At 44.2% G+C, this 21,043-nt stretch carries 30 protein-coding genes; 27 read left to right on the top strand and 3 right to left on the bottom strand.

The window, feature by feature from the left end:
• Positions 1–22 precede the first annotated feature (22 nt).
• The 24 genes from QX565_RS03920 (at position 23) to QX565_RS03810 (ending at position 16,997) form a co-directional block, all read left to right on the top strand.
• On the top strand, positions 23–520 hold the full coding sequence (locus tag QX565_RS03920; RefSeq protein ID WP_289291393.1) for a hypothetical protein: 498 nt from the start codon (positions 23–25) through the stop codon (positions 518–520).
• Entirely contained in the window at positions 520–1,665 is a 1,146-nt protein-coding gene (locus tag QX565_RS03915) for a DUF2800 domain-containing protein (protein WP_289291390.1), read from the top strand. The genes QX565_RS03920 and QX565_RS03915 overlap by 1 nt, the downstream gene beginning before the upstream one ends.
• The gene (locus QX565_RS03910) at positions 1,662–1,940 is read left to right on the top strand and encodes a hypothetical protein (RefSeq protein ID WP_007486282.1); all 279 of its coding nucleotides are present in this window, start codon (positions 1,662–1,664) and stop codon (positions 1,938–1,940) included. The genes QX565_RS03915 and QX565_RS03910 overlap by 4 nt, the downstream gene beginning before the upstream one ends.
• The gene (locus QX565_RS03905) at positions 1,937–2,173 is read left to right on the top strand and encodes a hypothetical protein (RefSeq protein WP_289291388.1); all 237 of its coding nucleotides are present in this window, start codon (positions 1,937–1,939) and stop codon (positions 2,171–2,173) included. The genes QX565_RS03910 and QX565_RS03905 overlap by 4 nt, the downstream gene beginning before the upstream one ends.
• Positions 2,170–2,421: a hypothetical protein gene (locus tag QX565_RS03900; RefSeq protein WP_289291386.1), complete on the top strand. Its 252-nt coding sequence runs from the start codon at positions 2,170–2,172 to the stop codon at positions 2,419–2,421. Before QX565_RS03905 ends, QX565_RS03900 begins: the two co-directional genes overlap by 4 nt.
• Before the next feature lie 12 nt (positions 2,422–2,433).
• The gene (locus QX565_RS03895; RefSeq protein WP_289291384.1) at positions 2,434–3,030 is read left to right on the top strand and encodes a DUF2815 family protein; all 597 of its coding nucleotides are present in this window, start codon (positions 2,434–2,436) and stop codon (positions 3,028–3,030) included.
• 38 nt (positions 3,031–3,068) lie between these two features.
• Entirely contained in the window at positions 3,069–3,497 is a 429-nt protein-coding gene (locus QX565_RS03890; protein WP_289291430.1) for a DUF4494 domain-containing protein, read from the top strand.
• Between the two features lie 189 nt (positions 3,498–3,686).
• Entirely contained in the window at positions 3,687–4,040 is a 354-nt protein-coding gene (locus QX565_RS03885; RefSeq protein ID WP_289291383.1) for a DUF551 domain-containing protein, read from the top strand.
• A 23-nt stretch (positions 4,041–4,063) separates the two neighbouring features.
• Complete coding sequence (locus QX565_RS03880) at positions 4,064–4,396, top strand: hypothetical protein (RefSeq protein ID WP_289291382.1); 333 nt, start codon at positions 4,064–4,066, stop codon at positions 4,394–4,396.
• A gap of 10 nt (positions 4,397–4,406) precedes the next feature.
• A complete protein-coding gene (locus QX565_RS03875) occupies positions 4,407–4,604 on the top strand; it encodes a hypothetical protein (protein WP_007486293.1) in 198 nt (65 codons plus the stop codon).
• 18 nt (positions 4,605–4,622) lie between these two features.
• Positions 4,623–6,584 (top strand): DNA polymerase, encoded by a 1,962-nt coding sequence (locus tag QX565_RS03870; RefSeq protein ID WP_289291380.1) that lies wholly within the window; start codon positions 4,623–4,625, stop codon positions 6,582–6,584.
• A 6-nt stretch (positions 6,585–6,590) separates the two neighbouring features.
• Positions 6,591–6,800, top strand: coding sequence for a hypothetical protein (locus QX565_RS03865; protein WP_289291378.1), 210 nt, complete (start codon positions 6,591–6,593; stop codon positions 6,798–6,800).
• The gene (locus QX565_RS03860; protein WP_289291376.1) at positions 6,787–7,632 is read left to right on the top strand and encodes a radical SAM protein; all 846 of its coding nucleotides are present in this window, start codon (positions 6,787–6,789) and stop codon (positions 7,630–7,632) included. Before QX565_RS03865 ends, QX565_RS03860 begins: the two co-directional genes overlap by 14 nt.
• On the top strand, positions 7,629–10,040 hold the full coding sequence (locus QX565_RS03855) for a virulence-associated E family protein (protein WP_289291374.1): 2,412 nt from the start codon (positions 7,629–7,631) through the stop codon (positions 10,038–10,040). Before QX565_RS03860 ends, QX565_RS03855 begins: the two co-directional genes overlap by 4 nt.
• Before the next feature lie 255 nt (positions 10,041–10,295).
• A complete protein-coding gene (locus tag QX565_RS03850; protein ID WP_289291372.1) occupies positions 10,296–10,565 on the top strand; it encodes a PDDEXK family nuclease in 270 nt (89 codons plus the stop codon).
• A complete protein-coding gene (locus tag QX565_RS03845) occupies positions 10,562–12,019 on the top strand; it encodes an SNF2-related protein (protein ID WP_289291370.1) in 1,458 nt (485 codons plus the stop codon). Before QX565_RS03850 ends, QX565_RS03845 begins: the two co-directional genes overlap by 4 nt.
• A gap of 104 nt (positions 12,020–12,123) precedes the next feature.
• Positions 12,124–12,609, top strand: coding sequence for a hypothetical protein (locus QX565_RS03840; protein WP_237977289.1), 486 nt, complete (start codon positions 12,124–12,126; stop codon positions 12,607–12,609).
• A gap of 536 nt (positions 12,610–13,145) precedes the next feature.
• Positions 13,146–13,535 (top strand): hypothetical protein, encoded by a 390-nt coding sequence (locus QX565_RS03835; protein WP_289291369.1) that lies wholly within the window; start codon positions 13,146–13,148, stop codon positions 13,533–13,535.
• Between the two features lie 2 nt (positions 13,536–13,537).
• Complete coding sequence (locus QX565_RS03830) at positions 13,538–14,068, top strand: terminase small subunit (protein ID WP_007486359.1); 531 nt, start codon at positions 13,538–13,540, stop codon at positions 14,066–14,068.
• 94 nt (positions 14,069–14,162) lie between these two features.
• Positions 14,163–15,341, top strand: a complete 1,179-nt coding sequence (locus QX565_RS03825) for a PBSX family phage terminase large subunit (protein ID WP_007486364.1) — start codon at positions 14,163–14,165, stop codon at positions 15,339–15,341.
• Between the two features lie 8 nt (positions 15,342–15,349).
• Positions 15,350–15,796, top strand: a complete 447-nt coding sequence (locus tag QX565_RS03820) for a D-Ala-D-Ala carboxypeptidase family metallohydrolase (protein WP_289291365.1) — start codon at positions 15,350–15,352, stop codon at positions 15,794–15,796.
• Positions 15,793–16,251 carry a hypothetical protein gene (locus QX565_RS03815; RefSeq protein ID WP_289291362.1) on the top strand — a complete coding sequence of 153 codons (459 nt, stop codon included), beginning with the start codon at positions 15,793–15,795 and terminating at the stop codon, positions 16,249–16,251. The genes QX565_RS03820 and QX565_RS03815 overlap by 4 nt, the downstream gene beginning before the upstream one ends.
• A 96-nt stretch (positions 16,252–16,347) precedes the next feature.
• Positions 16,348–16,524 carry a type II toxin-antitoxin system HicA family toxin gene (locus tag QX565_RS20580; protein WP_044166607.1) on the top strand — a complete coding sequence of 59 codons (177 nt, stop codon included), beginning with the start codon at positions 16,348–16,350 and terminating at the stop codon, positions 16,522–16,524.
• 74 nt (positions 16,525–16,598) lie between these two features.
• Positions 16,599–16,997: a type II toxin-antitoxin system HicB family antitoxin gene (locus tag QX565_RS03810; protein ID WP_007486370.1), complete on the top strand. Its 399-nt coding sequence runs from the start codon at positions 16,599–16,601 to the stop codon at positions 16,995–16,997.
• 76 nt (positions 16,998–17,073) lie between these two features.
• Here the strand turns inward: QX565_RS03810 and QX565_RS03805 are convergent, their stop codons facing one another.
• The 3 genes from QX565_RS03805 to QX565_RS03795 are packed head-to-tail and all read right to left on the bottom strand — an operon-like array spanning position 17,074 to position 19,221.
• Positions 17,074–17,412, bottom strand: coding sequence for a hypothetical protein (locus tag QX565_RS03805; protein ID WP_289291360.1), 339 nt, complete (start codon positions 17,410–17,412; stop codon positions 17,074–17,076).
• A gap of 1 nt (position 17,413) precedes the next feature.
• Positions 17,414–17,971 carry a DUF6712 family protein gene (locus QX565_RS03800; protein WP_007486374.1) on the bottom strand — a complete coding sequence of 186 codons (558 nt, stop codon included), beginning with the start codon at positions 17,969–17,971 and terminating at the stop codon, positions 17,414–17,416.
• A gap of 11 nt (positions 17,972–17,982) precedes the next feature.
• Entirely contained in the window at positions 17,983–19,221 is a 1,239-nt protein-coding gene (locus tag QX565_RS03795; protein WP_289291359.1) for a phage portal family protein, read from the bottom strand.
• Between the two features lie 50 nt (positions 19,222–19,271).
• On the opposite strand from QX565_RS03795, the gene QX565_RS03790 reads away from it, so the two are divergent.
• Genes QX565_RS03790 through QX565_RS03780 form a run of 3 tightly spaced genes read left to right on the top strand, consistent with a single transcriptional unit; the run spans position 19,272 to position 21,040 of the window.
• On the top strand, positions 19,272–20,000 hold the full coding sequence (locus QX565_RS03790; protein ID WP_289291358.1) for a hypothetical protein: 729 nt from the start codon (positions 19,272–19,274) through the stop codon (positions 19,998–20,000).
• Positions 20,001–20,027: 27 nt separating this feature from the next.
• Positions 20,028–20,561 carry a hypothetical protein gene (locus tag QX565_RS03785; RefSeq protein WP_007486379.1) on the top strand — a complete coding sequence of 178 codons (534 nt, stop codon included), beginning with the start codon at positions 20,028–20,030 and terminating at the stop codon, positions 20,559–20,561.
• A complete protein-coding gene (locus QX565_RS03780; protein WP_289291355.1) occupies positions 20,558–21,040 on the top strand; it encodes a hypothetical protein in 483 nt (160 codons plus the stop codon). The genes QX565_RS03785 and QX565_RS03780 overlap by 4 nt, the downstream gene beginning before the upstream one ends.
• Positions 21,041–21,043: the final 3 nt, after the last annotated feature.

Genomic DNA, 21,043 nt, shown 5'->3' with positions numbered 1-21,043 from the left:
AACCATTTAAATTTTTACAATCATGTTTAATGTAACAGTAACATTTGAAGCGGGCGAATCAATCAAAGCCCTTTTATTCGGTTTAATGAAATCCGTAATTCCTGTAGAGCCAATGCTTGAAAAAGAGCTGAAACCCACTGGACCAGTAAAACCTACAGAATCGGTAAAATCTGAAAAGCCGGCTGTACCCGAAAAAACAGCTGCACCCGCAAAAACAGAGAAACCGGCTATGTCTGCAAAAACAGAGAAACCCGCTACATCGGCAAAATCTGCTGAACCTGAATTTTCCGAACTTGACGACGACGCCAAACTGGAAAAGATTAAAGCGGAAGTGACGAAGCTAACGAAAAACCGTAAGGGGGCCGATGTTAAATGGATATTAGGGCAATTCGACGCTGCGAGTGTTTCTAAAACAAATCCTCTTTCCCCGGAAAGCTACGACGACTTTTACGAGGCCCTTACGAGGTATGGAAAAGGAGAGGCGCTTACCGATATATTCCCCGAAGAAGAGTTAGACTAATGGCGGATAGGCATGCTATATTAAGTCCGTCAGCTGCGTACAGGTGGTTAGCCTGTACGCCATCTGCTCGATTCGAGGAACAGATACCCGAAGAGGAGAGTGTGTATTCGGCTGAGGGTACGCTTGCTCACGAATTAGCAGCATTACTCCTCAGTGCTCGTTCCGGATTGTTTAAAGGACCGCAAAAGGCGTACAACGATATGTTAGATAAGATTATATCTAATGATCTGTATACTTCGGAAATGTTAGATTACTGTGAGGCTTATGCGGGTTTCGTGTTAGACAAGGGAGGCACGATATTAATAGAACATTCCTACGATCTTACTAAGTACATACCGTTAGGTTACGGAACCGCAGACGCCACCAACATTACGCCAAAAGTTATATACGTAACTGACTTTAAGTATGGTGCCGGTGTCCGGGTAGGTGCTACGGCTAACAAACAGATGATGTGTTACGGATTAGGCGCCTATGAAGCGGCCGTCTTAAAGGGAATAAAACCTGAAACGATTAGCCTTTCTATATTCCAGCCTCGGGCGGGCGGCTCCTCTTCGTGGGATATAAGTGTGACCGATCTGCTGAAGTGGGCAGAAACTGAAGTAAGACCACGGGCTGAATTGGCTATAGCAGGTATGGGCGATTTTGTTCCGGGTCAGCACTGCCAGTTCTGCAAAGCTCGTATCTCATGTAAAGCATACTATGATCGTTTCTCTGATGTGAAGAAGATTAAAGACAAACGGGTCATGACGGATGCGGATATCGCAACTGTACTAACCTACGGTCCCCTTATCACATCATGGGTTAAGAAAGTAGAAGAGGATACGGTTAAACGCCTGGAAAGCGGTGATTCATTGAAAGGGTTTAAACTGGTAGCCGGGCGCGGGAGGAGAGTCTTTAAAAACGAAGACGATGTAGTAGATATTCTGATAGGGGAGGGCTACGAAGATCAAATTTTCGACAGCTCCTTAAAATCCCTTACCGCGATCGAAAGGCTGATGGGTCCTAAACGGTTTAAAGAGATTTTTGCAGATGAAGTAATGACTATCCCGGGAAAGGTACAAATAGCACCCGTAGACGATGATCGCCCGGCGGTAGGCGCTTCGGCTGCTGACGAGTACGACGATGAATATGACGAATTATTATGACGAAGCAAGAACGGATTAATAAAATATTAGATGATGCGGGCGAAGCACTGAAAGCCGAGGGAGTTAAGTACTTTCTCGGGGTAGTGGACCGCCAACCTAAAGCTCCGGACGGGGGACGGGCATACGTCCAGTCGGATATATCCGGGGAGGAATTCGGATATATATTGGATATGGCCCTGCAAACCTCGCAAGACCTGGTACATGTGGGGATACAATTAGGCCGGTTAATAACCGCGCGGAAACGTGCACAAAAGGAAAAAGATGGGAAAAAATGAAACTTAATGATTTAGAGCCGCTACAGACTTTCGAACTGGACGGACAAAAGTACGAATGTATTGAGGTGTATCCTGGCGGGCGTATCGCCGCTTGCTATGAACTTGACGAGAACGGTAACTACTTACCTACAGGAGACTCCGATAGACCGTACAAAATACGTTTAATATCGGATATTCGTTTTAACCGCAACTTTGAGACAGACGAGGAAAAAGAATTAAACGATTTATTATGAAAACAGCAACGTACCATTACAGACTAAGCAATTATCAGGGCGGATATACGTCTCATTCCATTAAGGTAGAAATAATTGGTGAGACTGAAAAAAGCTACCGGGTAAGGTATTTAGAGCCTGGTACGTTCGGGCAGTACGCCGGTACCGTGAAATGGGTACGTAAGCGTAGCGTAGTGATAACGGATGTAAAGGTTACTGTACGGCCACCTGCGCATCCGGTAGAAATAAGATTACCGTACAAAGATTAAATATTAAACGATATGGCAAAGGATAAAGAAAAAAAGGACCCGTTTAAATTGGTGCTAGGGTCGCACCGTGTTTCGTATGTTACTTTGAAGGAACCTAAAGCCTTCGAAGACGACAAGACGCCAAAATATAGCGTTACTTTTCTTATTCAGAAAGATAGCCCAGACGTGGCACGTATTAAGAAAGTTTTGAATGAGATGTACAAGGCAAACAAAGAAAGCAAATTTAAAGGTTTACCGATCACTAGCCAAAAAATCTGGAACCCTTTAAGGGACGGGGATGAATACGCCGATGAAAAAGAAGCGGAAGGAGTAAACGCCGACGCATATAGGGGCTGTTATTATTTAAAGGCTACTTCTATTTCACAGCCTAAAGCCTTCGATAGCGACAAACAGGACATATTAGACCTGGACGAAGTTTATAGCGGGTGTTATTGTCGTGGGGTAATCGTTGGTAACGCTTATCATAACACAGATTATAAAACTCGTGGATTTAGCTTCTACCTAAACAGCGTTATGAAAATGAAAGAAGGCGAACAGCTGGGTGGTGTTTCTGCTAGCCCTGACGAGTACGACGACGATTATGACGACGAAGACGACGACATGTTATAAAATAACGGGCGGCGGTTTGTCGCCCTCTTTAATACCCTATAAATATGAATACACTGTTTGAATGTAAAATAAAATATGAGAAGGTACAGGACAACGGAACGACGAAAAAGGTGACCGAACCTTATATCGTTAAAGCCCTTACTTTTACGGAAGCTGAAAATAACATAGTAGAAGAAATGCTCCCGTTTATCTCCGGTGAATTTACTATCTCCGATATAAAACGGGCTAACTATAGCGAACTATTTTTTTGTGAAGAAGAGGCGGCCGATCGTTGGTTTAAGTGTAAACTTATCTTTATCACTCTGGACGAGAAAAGCGGCGCGGAAAAAAGAACATCCACGCAGGTATTGGTACAGGCGTCCGATCTTCGTGACGCGGTGAAAAAGCTCGACGAAGGAATGAAGGGGACAATGGCTGATTATAAGATCGGCTCTGTTTCTGAAACTGCTATTATGGATGTATATTAAAAAAGCAATGAAGAAAATATATAAATATCGAATACTGTGGTATTTATACTGTATCTGCACTATACCCGCACTTCCAATTATTTTTATCACTTATATATTGGATAGGATTAGTGATTGGATAAGTCATAAGTATGAAACTGTAAAAGATAGAATAATTCAAAAATATAAACCCTCGTAATAAAAATAAAGATGAAACAAGATATAGAAGTAGCGTCAAGAATTGAACGTGATAAAGTTATACAGGAGCTTCATGTTGCCTATAAAATTCATAAAGACCAGAAACACTACATAATATCCAGTGCAATAATTCAAAAATATGCTGTTCCTCTTTTTAAGGCTGGTGCAGAATGGCAGGCTAAGCAATCACCGTGGATAAGTGTGAAAGATAGGATGCCGGAAGCTAATACTATGGTTCTAACCAAAGGAGCTTATGGATTCCTTATTTGTTTTCTTTCAATTTTAGGAGAATGGGAAACTGGGGGAAACGTTAATGAAGAAAGATTAGGAATAACCCATTGGATGTCGATCCCGAAGTTTGGCTAATAACATAAATAGAAAGGAATCAAATGAAAGTAAAAATAAGAAAGACAGGTGAGGTAGTAGATATAATAACTTACTCCGGTCATACATACAGAAGTGATATTGATGTTGTGTCCTATATTGACAGCAAAGGTAATGAATGCGTTGACGTAAAAATGAATCGGTTTTGGGACTTTGAGGATGTAGAAGAATGTAATTTATCTACAGAAGAAAGCCTTATTGATTGGGAAGAAAGACGTTTTCAGCTTGTAAAAGCTGCAATGCAGGGGAATATACCACAAACTGTATTTGACAAAGAAACATTTTGCAAATATTGCATTGCAGTCGCCAATGAAATGATTAATCAACTTAATTCATAACAATACAAAAATGAGTAAACCTAAATACTATTGTGCCCCACGTTTCGGGCATTATAATATCTACCGTGATGACGGGGACGGAAGTTCGACAAAGGTAGACGACCGACAAACGAAAGAGGACGCGTTAAAGGAAGTATACCGACTCAATGGGTGGGATTATGAACGGAGAGCACAGAAGATTAATAAAGAGCGTAAAACGAGTATTTGAAATTAATTACATAACATTATGAGGCATTTACATATAGACATAGAGACACGTTGTAAGTTAGACGTAGGGGACGTAGGGGTATATCGTTACGCCGAGGACCCTACGTTTAGTATTATACTTTTCGCCTATAGTTGGGACGACGGTCCGACAACCGCGTTGGACATGACGAATGACACTTATCCGGGAGAGAGTATGCCCGCCGATGTCTGGTTAGCATTTATCGATTCTGATGTACTAAAGATCGCCCACAACGCGAATTTTGAATACGTCTGTATAGGTACATACTTCGGTATATGTCTTGACCTTAAACAATGGTATTGTACTATGATTGCAGCGGCGTATCTGGGCCTCCCTCTTAGCTTGGGAGAGGTGAGTAAGGTATTAGGACTTAGCCAGCAGAAAGACGCTCGCGGTAAAGCCTTAATAACGTACTTCTGTAAACCGTGTAAACCGACTAAAAAGAACGGCGGCCGTACTCAGAACCTACCTGAACACGATCCGGAAAAATGGGCCGAGTTTAAAGAATACAATGCACAGGACGTACGCACGGAAAAAGAAATTTATAAATACATATCCCGGTTTCCCGGTCTTCCTGAACGAGAACGCCAGTACTGGGTTTTGGACCAGATAATAAATGAGACTGGCATAACCGTAGACAGCGAATTTATAAATGCCGCTATTGAGGCTAACGAATATTTTACAAAGAAGGTACACGACGAGATAGTAAGTATAACAGGTGTGGATAATCCGAACAGCCTTACACAGTTAAAGAAATGGCTATTCAAAGAGCTGGGGCACGAGGTACACAGCTTGGGTAAAGAGTATCTGTCTGACGCGCTCGACGACGAATTTCTCCCGGATCAAGTGAAGAAGGTGTTACGGTTACGACAATTCGCGTCAAAGACATCAATAAGCAAATACGATACCATGTTAGCCTACAGGCAGAGAGACGGGCGTATCCGCGGGCAGATACAGTTTTATGGAGCCAATCGTACAGGACGTTTCTCCGGACGTGGAGTACAACCTCAGAATTTAAAAAAGACTCTCAAAAAAGATTTAGACGTAGCACGTGAAGCGGTGAGATACGGCTTTGCCGATCTTCTCTATGAAGACGTGCCGGACGTTATTAGCCGATTAACCCGTACGGCTCTGGTGGCGGCAGAAGGCCACAGCCTTGTAGTATCAGATTTTTCCGCGATCGAAGCGCGCGTACTGGCGTGGGAAGCCGGTGAAGAGTGGGTATTAGATGTTTTTCGCACACACGGTAAGATTTACGAGGCTACCGCGGCGAACATGTTTAACGTACCACTGGATATGATATCTCACGGTAGCGATTTGAGAGCTAAAGGGAAAGTAGCAACTCTCGCATTAGGATATCAGGGAGGTGCGGGCGCACTCATTGCGATGGGAGCTTTACGCGAGGGATTGGATGAATCCGAATTGCCTGCGATTGTTAAGGCTTGGCGCTCAGCCAATCCGGGGATAGTAAGGCTGTGGCGTGAGGTAGAGAACGCGGCTAAACATGTGATAAAGAATAAGACGAGTTATGTACTAAAGAAAAAATATTGTAGCCTTAAGTTTTCATACGATCGCGGATACATGTTTATAGAGTTACCCAGCGGCCGTCGGCTATCTTATTATGGCGCTTCCGCAGAGAAAGGACGGCTGTCGTACTGGGGCGTGGACCAGACTAAGAAAGTATGGGTGAAAACAGATACATACGGCGGCTCTTTAGTGGAAAATATAACTCAGGCCATCGCCCGTGATTGTCTTTGCGATACGATGTACCGGATATATTACGATGCGGGTTTACCTATTCTTATGCACATACACGACGAGATCGTGAGCGAAGTTCCCGACAATGAGGCGGAAGACGCGCTTACAGTTATGTATGATATTATGGCCGTTGGTCCCAACTGGGCTAAAGGCTTACCACTTAAGGGGGATGGGTATATAAGTAAGTATTATAAAAAAGATTAGAACTATATGAAGAATAATAATGTAGGACGTTACGGGGTAGTATTGGCCGTAGTCCTTTTCCTGATTTTTGTAGCACTGAAACTTACGGGCGTTATCACCTGTTCGTGGTGGTGGATATCCGCTCCGCTGTGGGCTCCCTTAGTATCCGCGGTTATTTTGGTAATACTGTTTTTTATTTTAGCCAATCATTATACGAATAAAAATGGTATACGATAATATTATACGAATATTTCCACGTAAAACAAAAGCTACTCCCGATGATAAAAACGTACGTATTGGACTTGTCAAACCTACGATATCGGACGAGCCCGAAGAGGTACACATATCTACGGCCTTTACATGGGACATACCAATCGCGGAAAAGATAGCTGAATTATGGCGACACGTAGCTCCCGTTACAATTGGAGGGCCCGCTTATAATAATCCAGGCGGAGACTTTATACCCGGAATGTATTTAAAGAAGGGTTACGTAATTACTTCGCGCGGTTGTCCTAATAGATGTTGGTTTTGTGCCGTACCAAAACGAGAAGGCTATAAATTACGAGAACTTCCTATAACAGAAGGCCATATACTAACGGATGATAATTTATTAGCCTGTAGTCCGGGACATATAGACGCGGTTTTTAATATGCTTTCCAGGCAAAAAGAACGTCCGCAATTTACCGGTGGGTTAGAGGCTAAATTACTTACTCCGCAATATGCCGAAAAATTGTATAATCTTCGGCCTAAATCTGTTTATTTTGCTTATGATACCCCCGACGACTTCGACCCTTTAGTGCAGGCTGGTAGGTATTTATTAAACGCTGGTTTTAAGAAGTCTTCCCATATACTTAGGGCTTACGTCCTAATCGGATATAAGGGCGATACGTTTGAAAAAGCTATAGCCCGGTTAACGGCAACCTGGGACGAAGGTTTTTTCCCTATGGCTATGTTATACCGTGATAAGAAAGGCGAAATAGACAAAGATTGGCGGAGGCTACAAAGAGAATGGGCAAACCCTATAATAACAGCCATAAAGTGTAACGAATTAGATAACCGCTTTTTATGATAAGTCTAAAATACAACATAACGTTAGATATAGCCACCGCCAGTACCAGGCGTGCAGCGAAGTGGCAGAACAAACGCGTGACTTGGCAGGATATAGTTAACACCCTGTCACAGACTGAACGGACGCCCGAAACCCTTAAACAATATTTCAGCTACACGAAAGATCGCCAGTGTGAAATTAAGGACGTAGGTGGCTTTGTGGGTGGATACCTCCGGGAAGGGAGGCGTAAAAAAGGGTACGTGGAATACCTTCAAACGGTTAGCCTGGATGTCGATTTTGGTCCTATAGACATGTGGATCGACTTCGGGATGTTAGGGTATGCGGGTTGTATGTACACAACGCACAAACACCGGCCGGAAGATCCTCGCTTTAGGATTGTAATCCCGCTCAGCCGCAAAGTATCCCCGGAAGAGTACGAAGCTATTTCGCGTATTATCGCGTCATGGCTCGGTATTGACTATTTCGACGACACAACATACCAACCTACGCGCCTTATGTATTACCCGTCAACATCGAAAGACGGCGAATTCATATTCCAGTACAACGACGATAAGATAATGGACCCTGACGAAGTACTGGCCGAACTACCTAACTGGAAAGACCCGACAACATGGCCGGTTTCTTCCCGGGTAAAAGAGAGAGTACACCATGAGACGTCCGGTAAGATGATGGAGGACCCGGAAGATAAGGGCGGCATAGTTGGCGCCTTCTGCCGGGCGTACACGATCGAAGAGGCGATAGCCGAATTTCTCGACGACGTGTACGAACCATGTACGGAAATGGGAAACAATCGGTATAGTCTTATCGGGGCATCTACATCTGGCGGGTTAGTAGTTTACGATAATAAGTTCGCATTCTCTCATCACGCCACCGACGCCACGAGTGGGATACTCTGTAACGCGTTCGACCTTGTACGGCTGCATAAGTTTGCCGATCTGGACGAAAAGGCGAAGAGCGGCACAGAGGTTACGAAGTTACCCAGTTACAAGGCTATGACTGAATTCGCAGGGAAACTGGGCCCCGTCAAAAAAGAGATCGTACGCCAACGCCGCGAGATGGCGACTGCAGATGACTATGACGAGATAGAGGGGGAAGCACGTAAAACGGCCACGGCGGACGATTGGGTAGAAGAGTTAGAGACGGAAGGTAATCGGGGGAAGATAAAGAATACAATTAATAATGTAGTACTGATCTTACAAAACGATGAAAATCTGAAAGGGTGTTTCGGATTTAATGAATTTGAGCAGAGAGAAACAGCAGTAAAACCTCTTCCGTGGGATAAAAATGTATCAAAGTATCCCCGCCCATTATGCGATTCAGATGATGCAGAATTACGATTGTATCTTGAAAATGTATATGAGGTTACAAGTAAGGGACAAATAATGGATGGGCTTACAGTAGTGATAAAGAATAACGGGTACCATCCTGTACGCGACTACCTGGACGGGCTAATCTGGGATGGTATAGAAAGGCTGGATAATCTTTTTATTGATTTATTCGGCGCACCGGATACGTTATACACACGAGCGGTTACACGCAAGTCTTTTACCGCGGCCGTGTCACGAATTTATAACCCCGGTTGCAAATACGACTATGTATTGGTGTTGGTAGGAGATCAGGGGGTAGGGAAAAGTACTACCCTCGCAAAGATGGGTGGAGATTGGTTTAGCGACAGTATGCCTACATTAGTAGGTAAAGAAGCTCTGGAAAGTATACAGGGGTCCTGGATTATTGAACTGGGTGAACTCGCGGGCCTTCGTAAGGCAGAAGTAGATGCCGTTAAGCACTTCATAAGTAAACGGGAAGACCGTTATCGGGTGGCGTATGGTAAACGCGTAGAACACTTTCCGCGTCGTTGCGTATTTTTCGGTACTACTAATGAAGAAGACTTTTTACGAGACGTAACGGGTAATCGCCGCTTCTGGGTAGTTAATTGTAAAGGGGGCAAAGGCAGTAAGGATTTTAAAGAGTATTTGACGTCAGAAACTGTAGCTCAATTATGGGCGGAAGCGAAGGAACGTTTTAAACAAGGAGAACCGCTGTACCTGGCTGAGAAGGGCTTAGAAGAAGAAGCCCGCGTAATACAGGATAAACATTTGGAGAAAGACGAACGTAGCGGCATTATCAGTGTGTATTTAGATCGGGCACTACCAGAAAACTGGGATGACCTCGACACGTATCAACGGCGTAATTGGTTGGCAGACGAAAAGAATGAGGGAACGGTAAAACGGGATAGGGTGTGTATCCTGGAAATATGGGCGGAGTGTTTAGGTAAGGACCCGAATAGTATTACGCGTCGCGATAGTATCGAACTGGGGCGAATAATGAAGACCGTAAAAGGGTGGGCGCCGTACGGAAGTACTTTAAAGTTTAAACACTACGGAAACCAAAAGGCGTATGTTCGGTAGTTTTTGGTTTTTTGGTTTCGTTATAGGTGAAAACCAAAAACCAAAAACATAGTATAAAATTAGGCATTTGGTTTTTTGGTTGTACTTAATTAACAGTGGGTTACACCCCTTAAAAACCAAAAAACCAAAAAATAGGTAACAGTATAAAACAGTATATAAATAGATTAAATAGGAGTAAAATGCACAATTTGCGCAATTTACACACGCGTATAAAAGGTTATAGAAATTTTGGTTTTTTGGTTACTTGGTTACACAATGGAAAAAAAGATAGAACGATATTTAGTGAACAGGGTAGAAAGGATGGGCGGACTTTGCGTAAAGTTCCCTCCTCTATTCTTTGCGGGTTTTCCCGACCGCATAGTCCTGTTACCCGGGGCGCGTATAATTTTCGTAGAAACGAAAGACAAAGGTAAGAAACCTACGGCTCTACAGGTAAGAATACACGGGAAATTAAAGGGGATGGGCTTTCGCGTAGAAGTCCTGGACCGTAAGGAAAGTATAGACGAATTCATGTTAACACTATGATACCAGAAATATTATACAATAAGCGTAAGGGAGAGTACTACAGAACCGATCCTCACCAGGTGGAAGCTTACGAGCATCTGATCTTCAATCCGCGTGCGGCGTTGTTTCTCGGTATGAGCCTCAGTAAGACGGTGATCGCCCTTTCTTATCTGTACGACATGATCTATGAAGAAGCTGCTATTGTCAAAGCGCTGGTAGTCGCACCCGACAAGGTGGCCCGTATAACTTGGCCGGACGAGATCGAAACGTGGGGACATTTGGAGGGAATGAAATACAGCGTCATACAGGGCGACAGGAAACAACGGGAAAAAGCATTATCCGCAGAAGCGGAAATATATATAATCGGCGTAGACAATCTCGTGTGGCTGATAGATAAGTACGTTACGAAAAAAAGCGGACGTTATGTGGGGAAGATACCGTACGACTGTATTGTACTCGATGAACTGAGCCTTTTCAAATCAAGGGACAGCCAACGGTTTAAGAAACTCCGCCGCGCTATAAAGACGATAGATTACCGTGTAGGCATGACTGGTACGCCCAGTCCTAACGGTTACGTTGACCTGTGGGCGCAAATGCTGCTGATCGACGACGGCGAACGCCTGGGGGATACGTTCGGCAAATTCGTAGACAAGTACTTCACTACACGCGGTAACGGCATGGTGGTTTATGAGTATATCCCCCGTCCCGGTGCGCCTAAAGTCATAGCACATAAGTTACAGGATATCGTACTAACAATGCAGACACGCGATTATCTCGTACTCCCTGAGCTACATACGGATGATATCGAATTAGAAATGTCTCCCTTTGACCGCGAGGTATACGACACGTTGGAAGAGGCGTACGTATTGGACTTTATCGACGGTAACGATGTGACGGTAAAAACCGCTGCTGATCTAACGAATAAGTTACTACAGATAAGTAGCGGGGCGATATATGAGGAACAGAAATACGACGATAACGAAAAGAAGTTACCGCGTGTATGGCATGAGGTGAATACGGTTAAGATAGACGCGTTACGCGGTTTGCTTGAAAAATACCCGGATGAAAGTTTTATAGTCGTGTACCAGTTTCGGCATGAAGTAGAGCGTATATGCGCGGCATTCCCGTTCGCGCGTGAGTTGCGTAAAGGAAAGGGAACGGTAGAGGATTTTCGTGACTGGAATGCCGGGCGTATACGTCTTTTGCTTATACACCCTGCCGGGGCCGGGCACGGACTTAACTTGCAATTCGGGGGCCGGCGCATGGTGTGGTTTTCTATGACCTGGAATTTAGAACATTATCAACAGACCGTTGCGCGGTTGTTGCGGCGCGGACAGTTGAAAGAAATCTACGTGCATCGTCTGATAGTAAAGGGGACGCGGGATACACGTGTACGTCGTCGCCTGGCATCAAAGGATACAAACCAGACCTTTTTAATGAATGAGATTAAGGACTTAAAAAAGAAATACCAATGAACACAGGAAAGAAGTATATCAAGTTACACGGAGGCGAGACCCCCGCGAAACGCGACGAGAAACGCGCCGCTGAGTTTATGTCATGGTACGTGGATAATGTATCCATGTTGAAGAGATACGTGTACGGTGGAGGGTATGAAGTGGACGATGATTTGTTCAGCGATACGATGTTAAGTATATACGATGCGATCGCGTTGAAAGGCGCGAAGGTGGTTAATTATACGAAGTATTTCCTATTCTCGTATCGTGCCGCACTTATTAACCGTGAGAAAAGAAACGCTCGCGCCCGCTTTGTTCCCGTTACGAATGAGACGGACACACCCGCGGCCGAATTTGATAGCCGGGAATATGAAGAAGCGGTAGAGCGGATAAACGTAGAAGTGATGGAGTACGTACGCGGGAATTTTGACGAAATGAGTGTTTCACTTTTCGAGATGTACGTAGGACTGTCGCCCGACATATCGTACAAAAGGCTGTCCGAAATGCTCGGGATTCCCTTTGTTACGGTGTGGCAGTCTATCGGAAATGTGAAAAAAGAGGTTGTAAAACGTTTCGAGGAACGAAAGGACTTTTTGCTATCTATGATATGAATTTGATCTATTTTGTCTTTATAGTATGAATACGATTATTTTTTTGATCGGAGTTGCCGCGCTGATCGTGGTTAACTCGTTGCTGGCCTTTGTATTAGGTTGGTTGTTTACGGAGGTATTTCCACTTCCGTTAAAGTTCAAGCCTTTTAGTTGCCGGCCGTGCCTGACGTTCTGGCTTAACGTTTTGTTAGGTGTTGCATTGGCGTTTCTTATTACGCCGTATTTCCCGGGGTCCGATAGCCCGGATATATGTACCGTAATTCGTTTCGGCCTTATAGGTGTAGGCATGTTGATGGGATTGATATGTTTTTTGTATATAAAGTTAAAATTTAGAGTTTATGAATGAAGTAAAAGCCGGCGGGACAAACTACAGTAATGTTACCCCCGCCTTAGTAAAACAGGTCCGTAACGTAATTTCCGAAGCGGACAAACACCGTTATAGTGTTTCCGCCGTGTATTCCGCTTATAACACCGCTCTCAACAAAAAGGATATACCGCAGTCTTGCAGTAGCTGTTTACGTAACCGCGTACGGGAGTTGCGTAAGTGGCTTGACGGATACGAAGCATTTTTGAAGAAAAAAGTAAAAAAGGACAATCCAACCCCCGAAACAGATAAGAGTAAGGACGAGGGTACAGAATCGCGTGAAGAGCCGGAAAACGGGCAAAACGACGATAATAATGAGTCGCCAGTAAAAGCCGATCCGGAACCTCCGGCGTTACTTATGTCTACCCCCGAAGGAGAGCAATTCAATTTTATCCCCAGCCCTGAGAATCCTAAAAAGGGGACAGTAACGCATGCGGATGGAACGGCGGTAAAGGCGGGAACATATACCACTGATGAGGGAGTTATCGCCGTGCAGCCCGGTGGTAAAGCGACGATAAAGGAAGGCGGCGAAGTGACTAACCCAGACGATGAGCTGTTGTAATTATGTCTTCGCGATTAACGGGTAATCATTTCTGGAAGTTACGCACCAAGCACGGCCGCGATAAGATATTCAGCGACGCGGCCGTGTTGCTCGAGGAGGCTTACATGTATTTTGACTGGTGCGATCGCCATCCGTGGGAAAAGGTGGAGCTGGTGAAATACAAAGGAGACTATAACGAAGCGGATATACCGTTAGGCAGGCCCTATACGGTGGAAGGGCTGACCTATTATCTCGGTGTATCCGGTAGTTACTTTCGGTCTGCAAAGAATAATCTAAAGGAAAAGATAGAGCAGGGGAGAGCCACTTCTGATGAAGTGGATTTGCTCGAAGCGATAGAGATGATCGAGCAGGCTATACGCACGCAGCAGATCGAGGGTGCGGCTGTAGGGGTATTTTCCGCCAATCTGGTGGCGCGTATTAACGGCCTTGTCGATCGACAGGATATTACTTCTAACGGAATGCCCTCTATTCGCGTGAACGTGAGAGACAAAGAGACGGAAGAGGATATCGACGAACTAAATGAATTATTATGATGGACGAAGAAGTATATGGCAAACTGTATGCCGCAGTGGGGCTTGTCTTCATTGTAGGTATGTGCGTAGGCGTCTTCATAGGTGTGCTAATGTAATGGAAACTACGAACGTGTTCAGTCGTAATCTTCGTGAATTCAAACGCCCCGGGATACGTAATATCGTGAACAAAGGCGGGACGCGTTCGTCTAAAACGTGGTCTATACTGCAGTTGCTATACCTTATCGCGGTGAAGTCGCCAAGAAGACGTGTAATATCCATTGTGTCGGAGACCATGCCGCATCTAAAAAGAGGGTGTATACGTGACTTTAGGACTTTTTTAGAAGATGACGGGCTGTGGGATGATAATAAATGGAACGCGACGGACTTTATATACTGCGTAAATAAAAGCGTTATCGAATTTTTTAGCGTGGATATGCCGAATAAGGTAACGGGCCCGGCACGCGATATACTGTTCATAAACGAGTGTATACACATCCAGTATGACGTGTACCGCGAATTAACATCCCGTACCCGCGAATGGGTTTTCCTCGACTATAACCCCCTGCATGACTTTTGGGTAGATACAAAGGTTTTGAATCGCCCAGATACGGTACTTATACACAGTACTTACAAAGACAATGACATGCTGACGGAGGCACAGGTTTCTGAGATCGAATACCAGGGAAGTATAGACGAGAACTATTACCGTGTTATGGTACTCGGTGAGACGGGTATATACGAGGGGGCGATCATAAGAAACTGGGATATCGTAGAAGGGCTGCCTCCTCGTGAAACGTGGAAAAAATATTGGATCGGAGTAGACTTCGGATGGTCCGCGCCTACGGCAATAATGTTGGTAGTTCTGGGCGAAGGCGGTGAGGTATGGGTAGACGAATTGGCGTATGCTACTAATCTGGATAACCCTGATATAGCGCGAGTGATTACTTCTGCGGGGTTTTCCCGCGTTGAAACGATTTGCGATAAGGCCGAACCAAAGAGTATTAAGGAGCTGAAAAATGCGGGTATTAACGCGGTACCGTCCGATAATAAGGATATAGAACTGGGAATTAAAGTGATGAACCGTTATAAAAAGCATTATACGAAAAGGTCCGTTAATAGCATAGACGAGAACCGGAAATATTGTTACACGAAAGACCCGGACGGAAACTATACCGGAAAACCAATAGATAAATTCAATCATGCGAAAGATGCTGAACGGTATGTGTTCCTAAACCGGCTCAGCAACATTTCAACCGGCTTTGACGTGACAGTCGGAACGACAAGGCGTAAATAATAAAAACTATGATAAGTAAGAACTTTAAGTATGCTGAGTTTTCAGCGAGTGCCACAGCTTCGGCACGCGGCATAAATAATGAGATACCGGAAAATGTAAAGCCTGCTGTACGGGCATTGGTGTTAAACTTGTTACAACCGTTGTGCGATCATACCGGATGGTCTGACCTAATAACGAGCGGATACAGGAGTAAAGAACTTAACCGTGTAGTAGGAGGGGTAGATACCTCACAACATTGTAGGGGCGAGGCCGCAGACAATAAGTTTTATCGAAAGGTAAACGGGGTGACACGATATATCGTTCCCATTGAGGTGATACGTACTTTGTTGGCGTCTGGGTTGGACTTCGACCAGGCGATAGTATATCCGTCGTTCGTGCACCTCTCATATACCGTCGTGCGTCCTAACCGTCGCCAAGTTTTGTACAATAAAACATATAAAGGGGAAAGACTATGAAAAGAGTTATTTTGATATTCCTTATTCTATTATCTCTGTGCGGGTGTTCCCGAAAATATATTCCTGTAGAGACGAAAGTAACCATAAAAGAGACGGTACGGGATACTGTTGTTATCGTCAAAACAGAAAAAGAGTATGTGCGAGAGAATACGCAGGATACCATAAGTACAGTAGAAACAAAGTACGCAAAGTCTACGGCCGTATGGCATGGCAATAGTGGGATACTCGAGCATACAATAGAAAATAAAGAGAACGGTATACCCGTACGTATCCAGTACATAGATCACGAGGTAGAAGTAAAAGTACCTGCTCCCTATCCTGTAGAAGTGGAAGTACCTGTAGATAGGCCTGTGCGTATGCCGTTAAGGTGGTACGAACGTATCTTACAGTATTTAGGTATAGCCACCCTGGGCGGTGGCGTATTGTGGGCCGGGGCCCGTTTTAAAGGTAGATAGTTAAAAAGTATAAATAGTATATGAATATATACCGTTTTGTTTGGATGGTATATATTTATATACTATTTTTGTAGGGTAAACAAAGCGATATTTGACATGAAGTACAACGAGTTTCACAGACTGATAAAGCAGAAAGGCTGGTTATCAGTCAGGCAAACGGGTAGCCACGTTATTTACGAGAAAGACGGAATACGTTACCCCGTTCCTAATCACGGCTCAAAGGAGATACCGGAGCCGCTTAGGTTGAAAATTGCAAAGGAAATGGGGCTTTAAGCCCCTACCTTTCATTTCGTTTTTTTTCGCGTCGGTATCGCTTGTTTATTTTTACTAACTAATATTTTACTAAAATGGATACTTTAAAAGTTATTGTTTCGGGCGGCAAAGACCATTACGGGGCATGGGCCAAAGATGTGGAAGGTATTTACGGAGTCGGGGATACGTTAGACGAGGTAAAGGATGACGTAAAAAAGGCGATAGCTTTATATTTAGAATATAATGAGAACGCCCCTGACGTGTTAAAGAATAACCCTGAAATAGAATTAATTTTTGATGTGACAGGCTTGGTTAAGTATTACAGCCAGTTTATAACGCTTCCCGCTATGGAAAGTTTAACGGGGGTAAATCAAAAACAACTTTGGCAGTATGCAAACGGGTATAAAAGTCCGCGGAAAGAAACAGCGGATAAAATAGAAAAAGGGTTAAAACGTTTTGCGCGTCGTTTGGAGTATGAAGAAATAGCGGTATAAGTCGGGCAAATGTCGCTTTGATTACAACCTTTAGATTTTTTGTTCGGCGGCCTCCCGTATTATATGGGGGGCTTTTTTAGTATGAACTGGGCGGCTCTCTTTTGTCGCATCCGCGTACCTCACACTTTTGTAACTCACGTAAATCTACTTCAAATTTTAGCCGATTAATCTCTTTTATATGCTCCAACTCTCTTGCTTGTACTTCGCGTAACTCCTTATATATCGCGTCTACTTTAGCGTCGCGTTGTGCTAACCTTTGTTCGTAGCGGTCTATCTGTTTTTCGTGTACTGCCAGTTCGGCGTCTCTCGCGCTTGCATTTTCCTTCCGTGCGTAGGCCCTGCCGTTTACCAACCATTTTACAAATTCCAATCCGCCTAACGCCCCTATTATCGTTGCAATAGCCGACCAATCCATATTATCTACGACGTTTAGGGATGAATATACCAGCGTCGAAAGGACTGACTACCGACCCTTCTCCGCCGTTCCATAATGGGCCACAGTCGCAGCCCTTTCCAGGTTTCCATAGCGGGTAAGACTCCTTACAGCTACAGAGGTATTCTATCAAATCCCGCCCTAATTCTTCCGCGTCGTCTTTGATCCATCTTCGAAGCTGTGCAATATCATTTATCGTTACCGCGTCGCTGTTTTCTGAATTACGCAAAGTAATACCCTTGTTTACGATACTGGCCCAGTGAAACGGTAAGCCCTGATATACGGCATAGAACGACAATGCGGGAGCGATCTTAAGTATTAATGCCTGGTTTTCCGGGGTGATCTCTTCACCTGTTGCGTCTTTCTGACTCGCGGCTTTTATTTGGTCTTTCAGTTCATCGGTGAGAGACTTACCTAAAATACGCTCTATGTACATCTTTTGCGCGATGTTGATATATGGTACGAATTTTGTTATAATCGTATCCTCTTTTATCGGACCGTTCTCTCTGAACAGTTCCTCATTTATTAGTACTATTTCCATATCTTTTTTTATTAAGCGGCGTTTCGGAACAACAAGCGTTTCAATAGCCTTATTAAGGCATTATCTTTTTTAGAAAGGGTGGCTGCTTTTTCTTCTTCCACGATTTCAGCTTTTTCGAGGGTAGGTTCTGTCTCCTGTATTTTCGGAAGTACATCCAGATCGTCGATAAACAACGGGGCAGTACCGTTTATTGACGTGAAAATGTTTAGCTTATCCAATATTTTACGCCGCATCTTTTCAATTACGGTGTAGTTATAGAGTACATACGCGTCAATGATTTCGGCGGCGTTTCCGCTGAGATTCCCGGAACCGGATACGCCCGCTAATGTAGGGCTGCTTAACCGATGTGCACTTATGATCTTTTGAAATACGATACCTTCCACGTTATTGTATATATCCGCGTTCGCGCTTGCATTAAATGGGGTTATTACTGGTTTGATCTCGTCGTTTTCGCCCCACATAATGACGATGGAGGAGGCGCCTTTTGCACCTGCGAACGCTTCTTCCATCTGCTTTTGAAACTCTGCTTTTTTCTCCTCTGACGGATTACTCGGCATGCTGATGACTACGGATGGCGTAAACCCGTTATCTATGCTGTTATTATAGAATTGGCCCAGCGTACCGTCAGCCTTAATGTATTCTATAGCCGGGTAATATCCGGGTATGCAGTAGAAGTTAAGCCCCGGGGTGTAATCCCAGTGGTAGAAGATATAGGCGATTCCTCTTTTGGCTTTATCTATGCTTCCGGGCCATACCGGAAGTTCTAACGGCTTGTTTTTTCCACTTGTCTTCGTCCAGTCTTTCGATATTCGGAATGTTACGGGTTTTCCTGTTTCGGTTATCTCTCCGATACGTACCTGGCTAAAGTCTTGATGGAACAGTGATACGGTTGTACTTTTTTTGTTTACTATTATTTGCAGGTAAAAACCTCCGAATGTTTTATAGTCCTTTGCTACTTTTTCTATCACATCGTCCCAGGTTTCACCCGGGTTAGGAACGCCTACGTATTTGTCTGCGTTGGCTTCCGTATCCCTTACCCCCTTGCCGCAAATATATGTTACTGTACTTTCTATTATCGAAGCGTTTACAGGACTTTTACTATTGTAATTTATTACTTCTTGCGGGAATAGGTTTTTACTTCCGAATGATACCCACCGGTTAGACTTGTTAAGCGATAGTGTAGGATACGCTGGGCTTTCGTCTGCCGCGCTGAGATTTATTACCGTACATTTTAATGTTTCTTTTTCCATCGATAGTCTTTTTTCCTAAAGACAATTCGGGGGCTTTTTGTCTTTAGTGTATGGTTACGATAAAATATAATGGGGTTACGGTATCTGTCCCTGAAAATTGGGATGATATCACGTTGGGATTGTACGAGACATTCAGTACAGATATCCCAGAAACGACGCGGGAACGTGTTGCATGGGTTGCACGTATCTGTATGGTTGACGCTGAATTATTATTAAGCTGGCCCGCGGAAATATTTAATACGATAGTGGACTGTATGGGTTTTCTTTTTACGGATAATCCTGCCGCGCCCGATCCTACATTAGAAATAGACGGAGTTACTTATGTCGTGCCTGTAGAGGATAAATTAAGTTTAGGTGCGTGGATAGATGCGGAAGAGGTACAAAAGAAAGGGGAGAACGTGATCTCTAACATACTGGCTATAGTATGCCGTCCTGTAGGAGAAGAGTATAACTACGAGAATAACGAAAAGCGGGCGGCTATGTTTGCCGCACTCCCTGTAAGTAAGGTTTTAGGCGTGCTGGCTTTTTTTTTACACTACAGCAACGTGTTACATCGACGTACTCAGTCCTATACAAACCTGGTAGAGTTAGTAGACCGGTTGCCGCGGAATATACTTCTTTCGCGCGTTCGTGGGGGTGGTATAAAATTATCGCTGATCTGGCCGGCGATCAAATATTACGCTTTGACGATATCACTTCGCTACCACTTACGACGGCGTTCAACTTCCTTTTATACAAAGGGGATAAGGAAAGAGCGGAAGAAGCGCAAAGAAAATTAGACAGGTTCATTTCAAAAAATTCTAAGAATGCAGATAGTTAATTTCTTTTATGAGTTAGCCCGGCAGCATAAACAGATTAAAGGGTTTATGTATGGAAAGAACTACGAGAAAGGCGCGGCAAACGAGGCACACCCGTTAATGTGGCTTGACGATCCCGTATACGGTCAGTCGGTAAATCAGACCCTCCGTTATACCGTCAATGTGGATATACTCGGTATTCCGAATACGGATAAGGAAGTAGTAGACGTACAAACGGGGGCGTTCAACGTGGGGCTGTCAATCGCGGAAAAGATCAAGCAGACCCGAGGACAAACCGGGTACAGTATAGACGATTTTAGCTTTTTATCTCTGCGGGATTACTATGATAATAACGCTGCCGGTTTTCGCTTCACTTACACGATCGTGCAGGCAAACCCGGTTGACAGATGTGCTGATGATTTCGACCCGGACAAAGTTTTTCCAGAGAGAGAGGCGTTACCCTGTTTTGAAGTGGATAACCCAGACGGGTGCGCCATATTTAACGATAAGACGGGGCTTCCCAATTTTAAAATAAAGGTATGAGCAGGGAGGGGGTACAGCTGGCGATTAATAAGATAGCCGACGATTTGTTAGCCCTGGCAGCGGCTATCTTAGAAGATGATACGATAAGTACTAACGATAAAGTGGGTAGAAACACATTACGTGATAGCGCGTTGAAAGGCGATCTGGAAACAACGGTAAATGCGGTAGCCGGTAACGATCCTGTAATAAAGGCGCTGTTTAATCACTACGTCATATATCTGGAATGGACGCGGCCCCCGAAGTATAAAAAGAAGCCTCCTATAAGCGTTCTTAAAAACTGGGCGGCTAAAAACGGTATACCGACCGACGTTGATACCTTGTACCGGATATCGTACGCAATATGGCGGGACGGACATAAGGGGCGCCCTATCTTCGCTACGATCGACAAGGAGTTAGACGGTTTGTTTATGGGAGACTGGGCAGACAAACTGTTTAACTCAATAGTGGATGATTTAGATAACTTCTTTAATGATAATTAAATA

The sequence above is a fragment of the Bacteroides sp. 41_26 genome (assembly GCF_949740115.1).
Classification (GTDB): domain Bacteria; phylum Bacteroidota; class Bacteroidia; order Bacteroidales; family Bacteroidaceae; genus Bacteroides; species Bacteroides nordii.
Note: the sequence above shows the minus strand (reverse complement) of the source record. Positions and strands in the feature narration are given on the sequence as shown.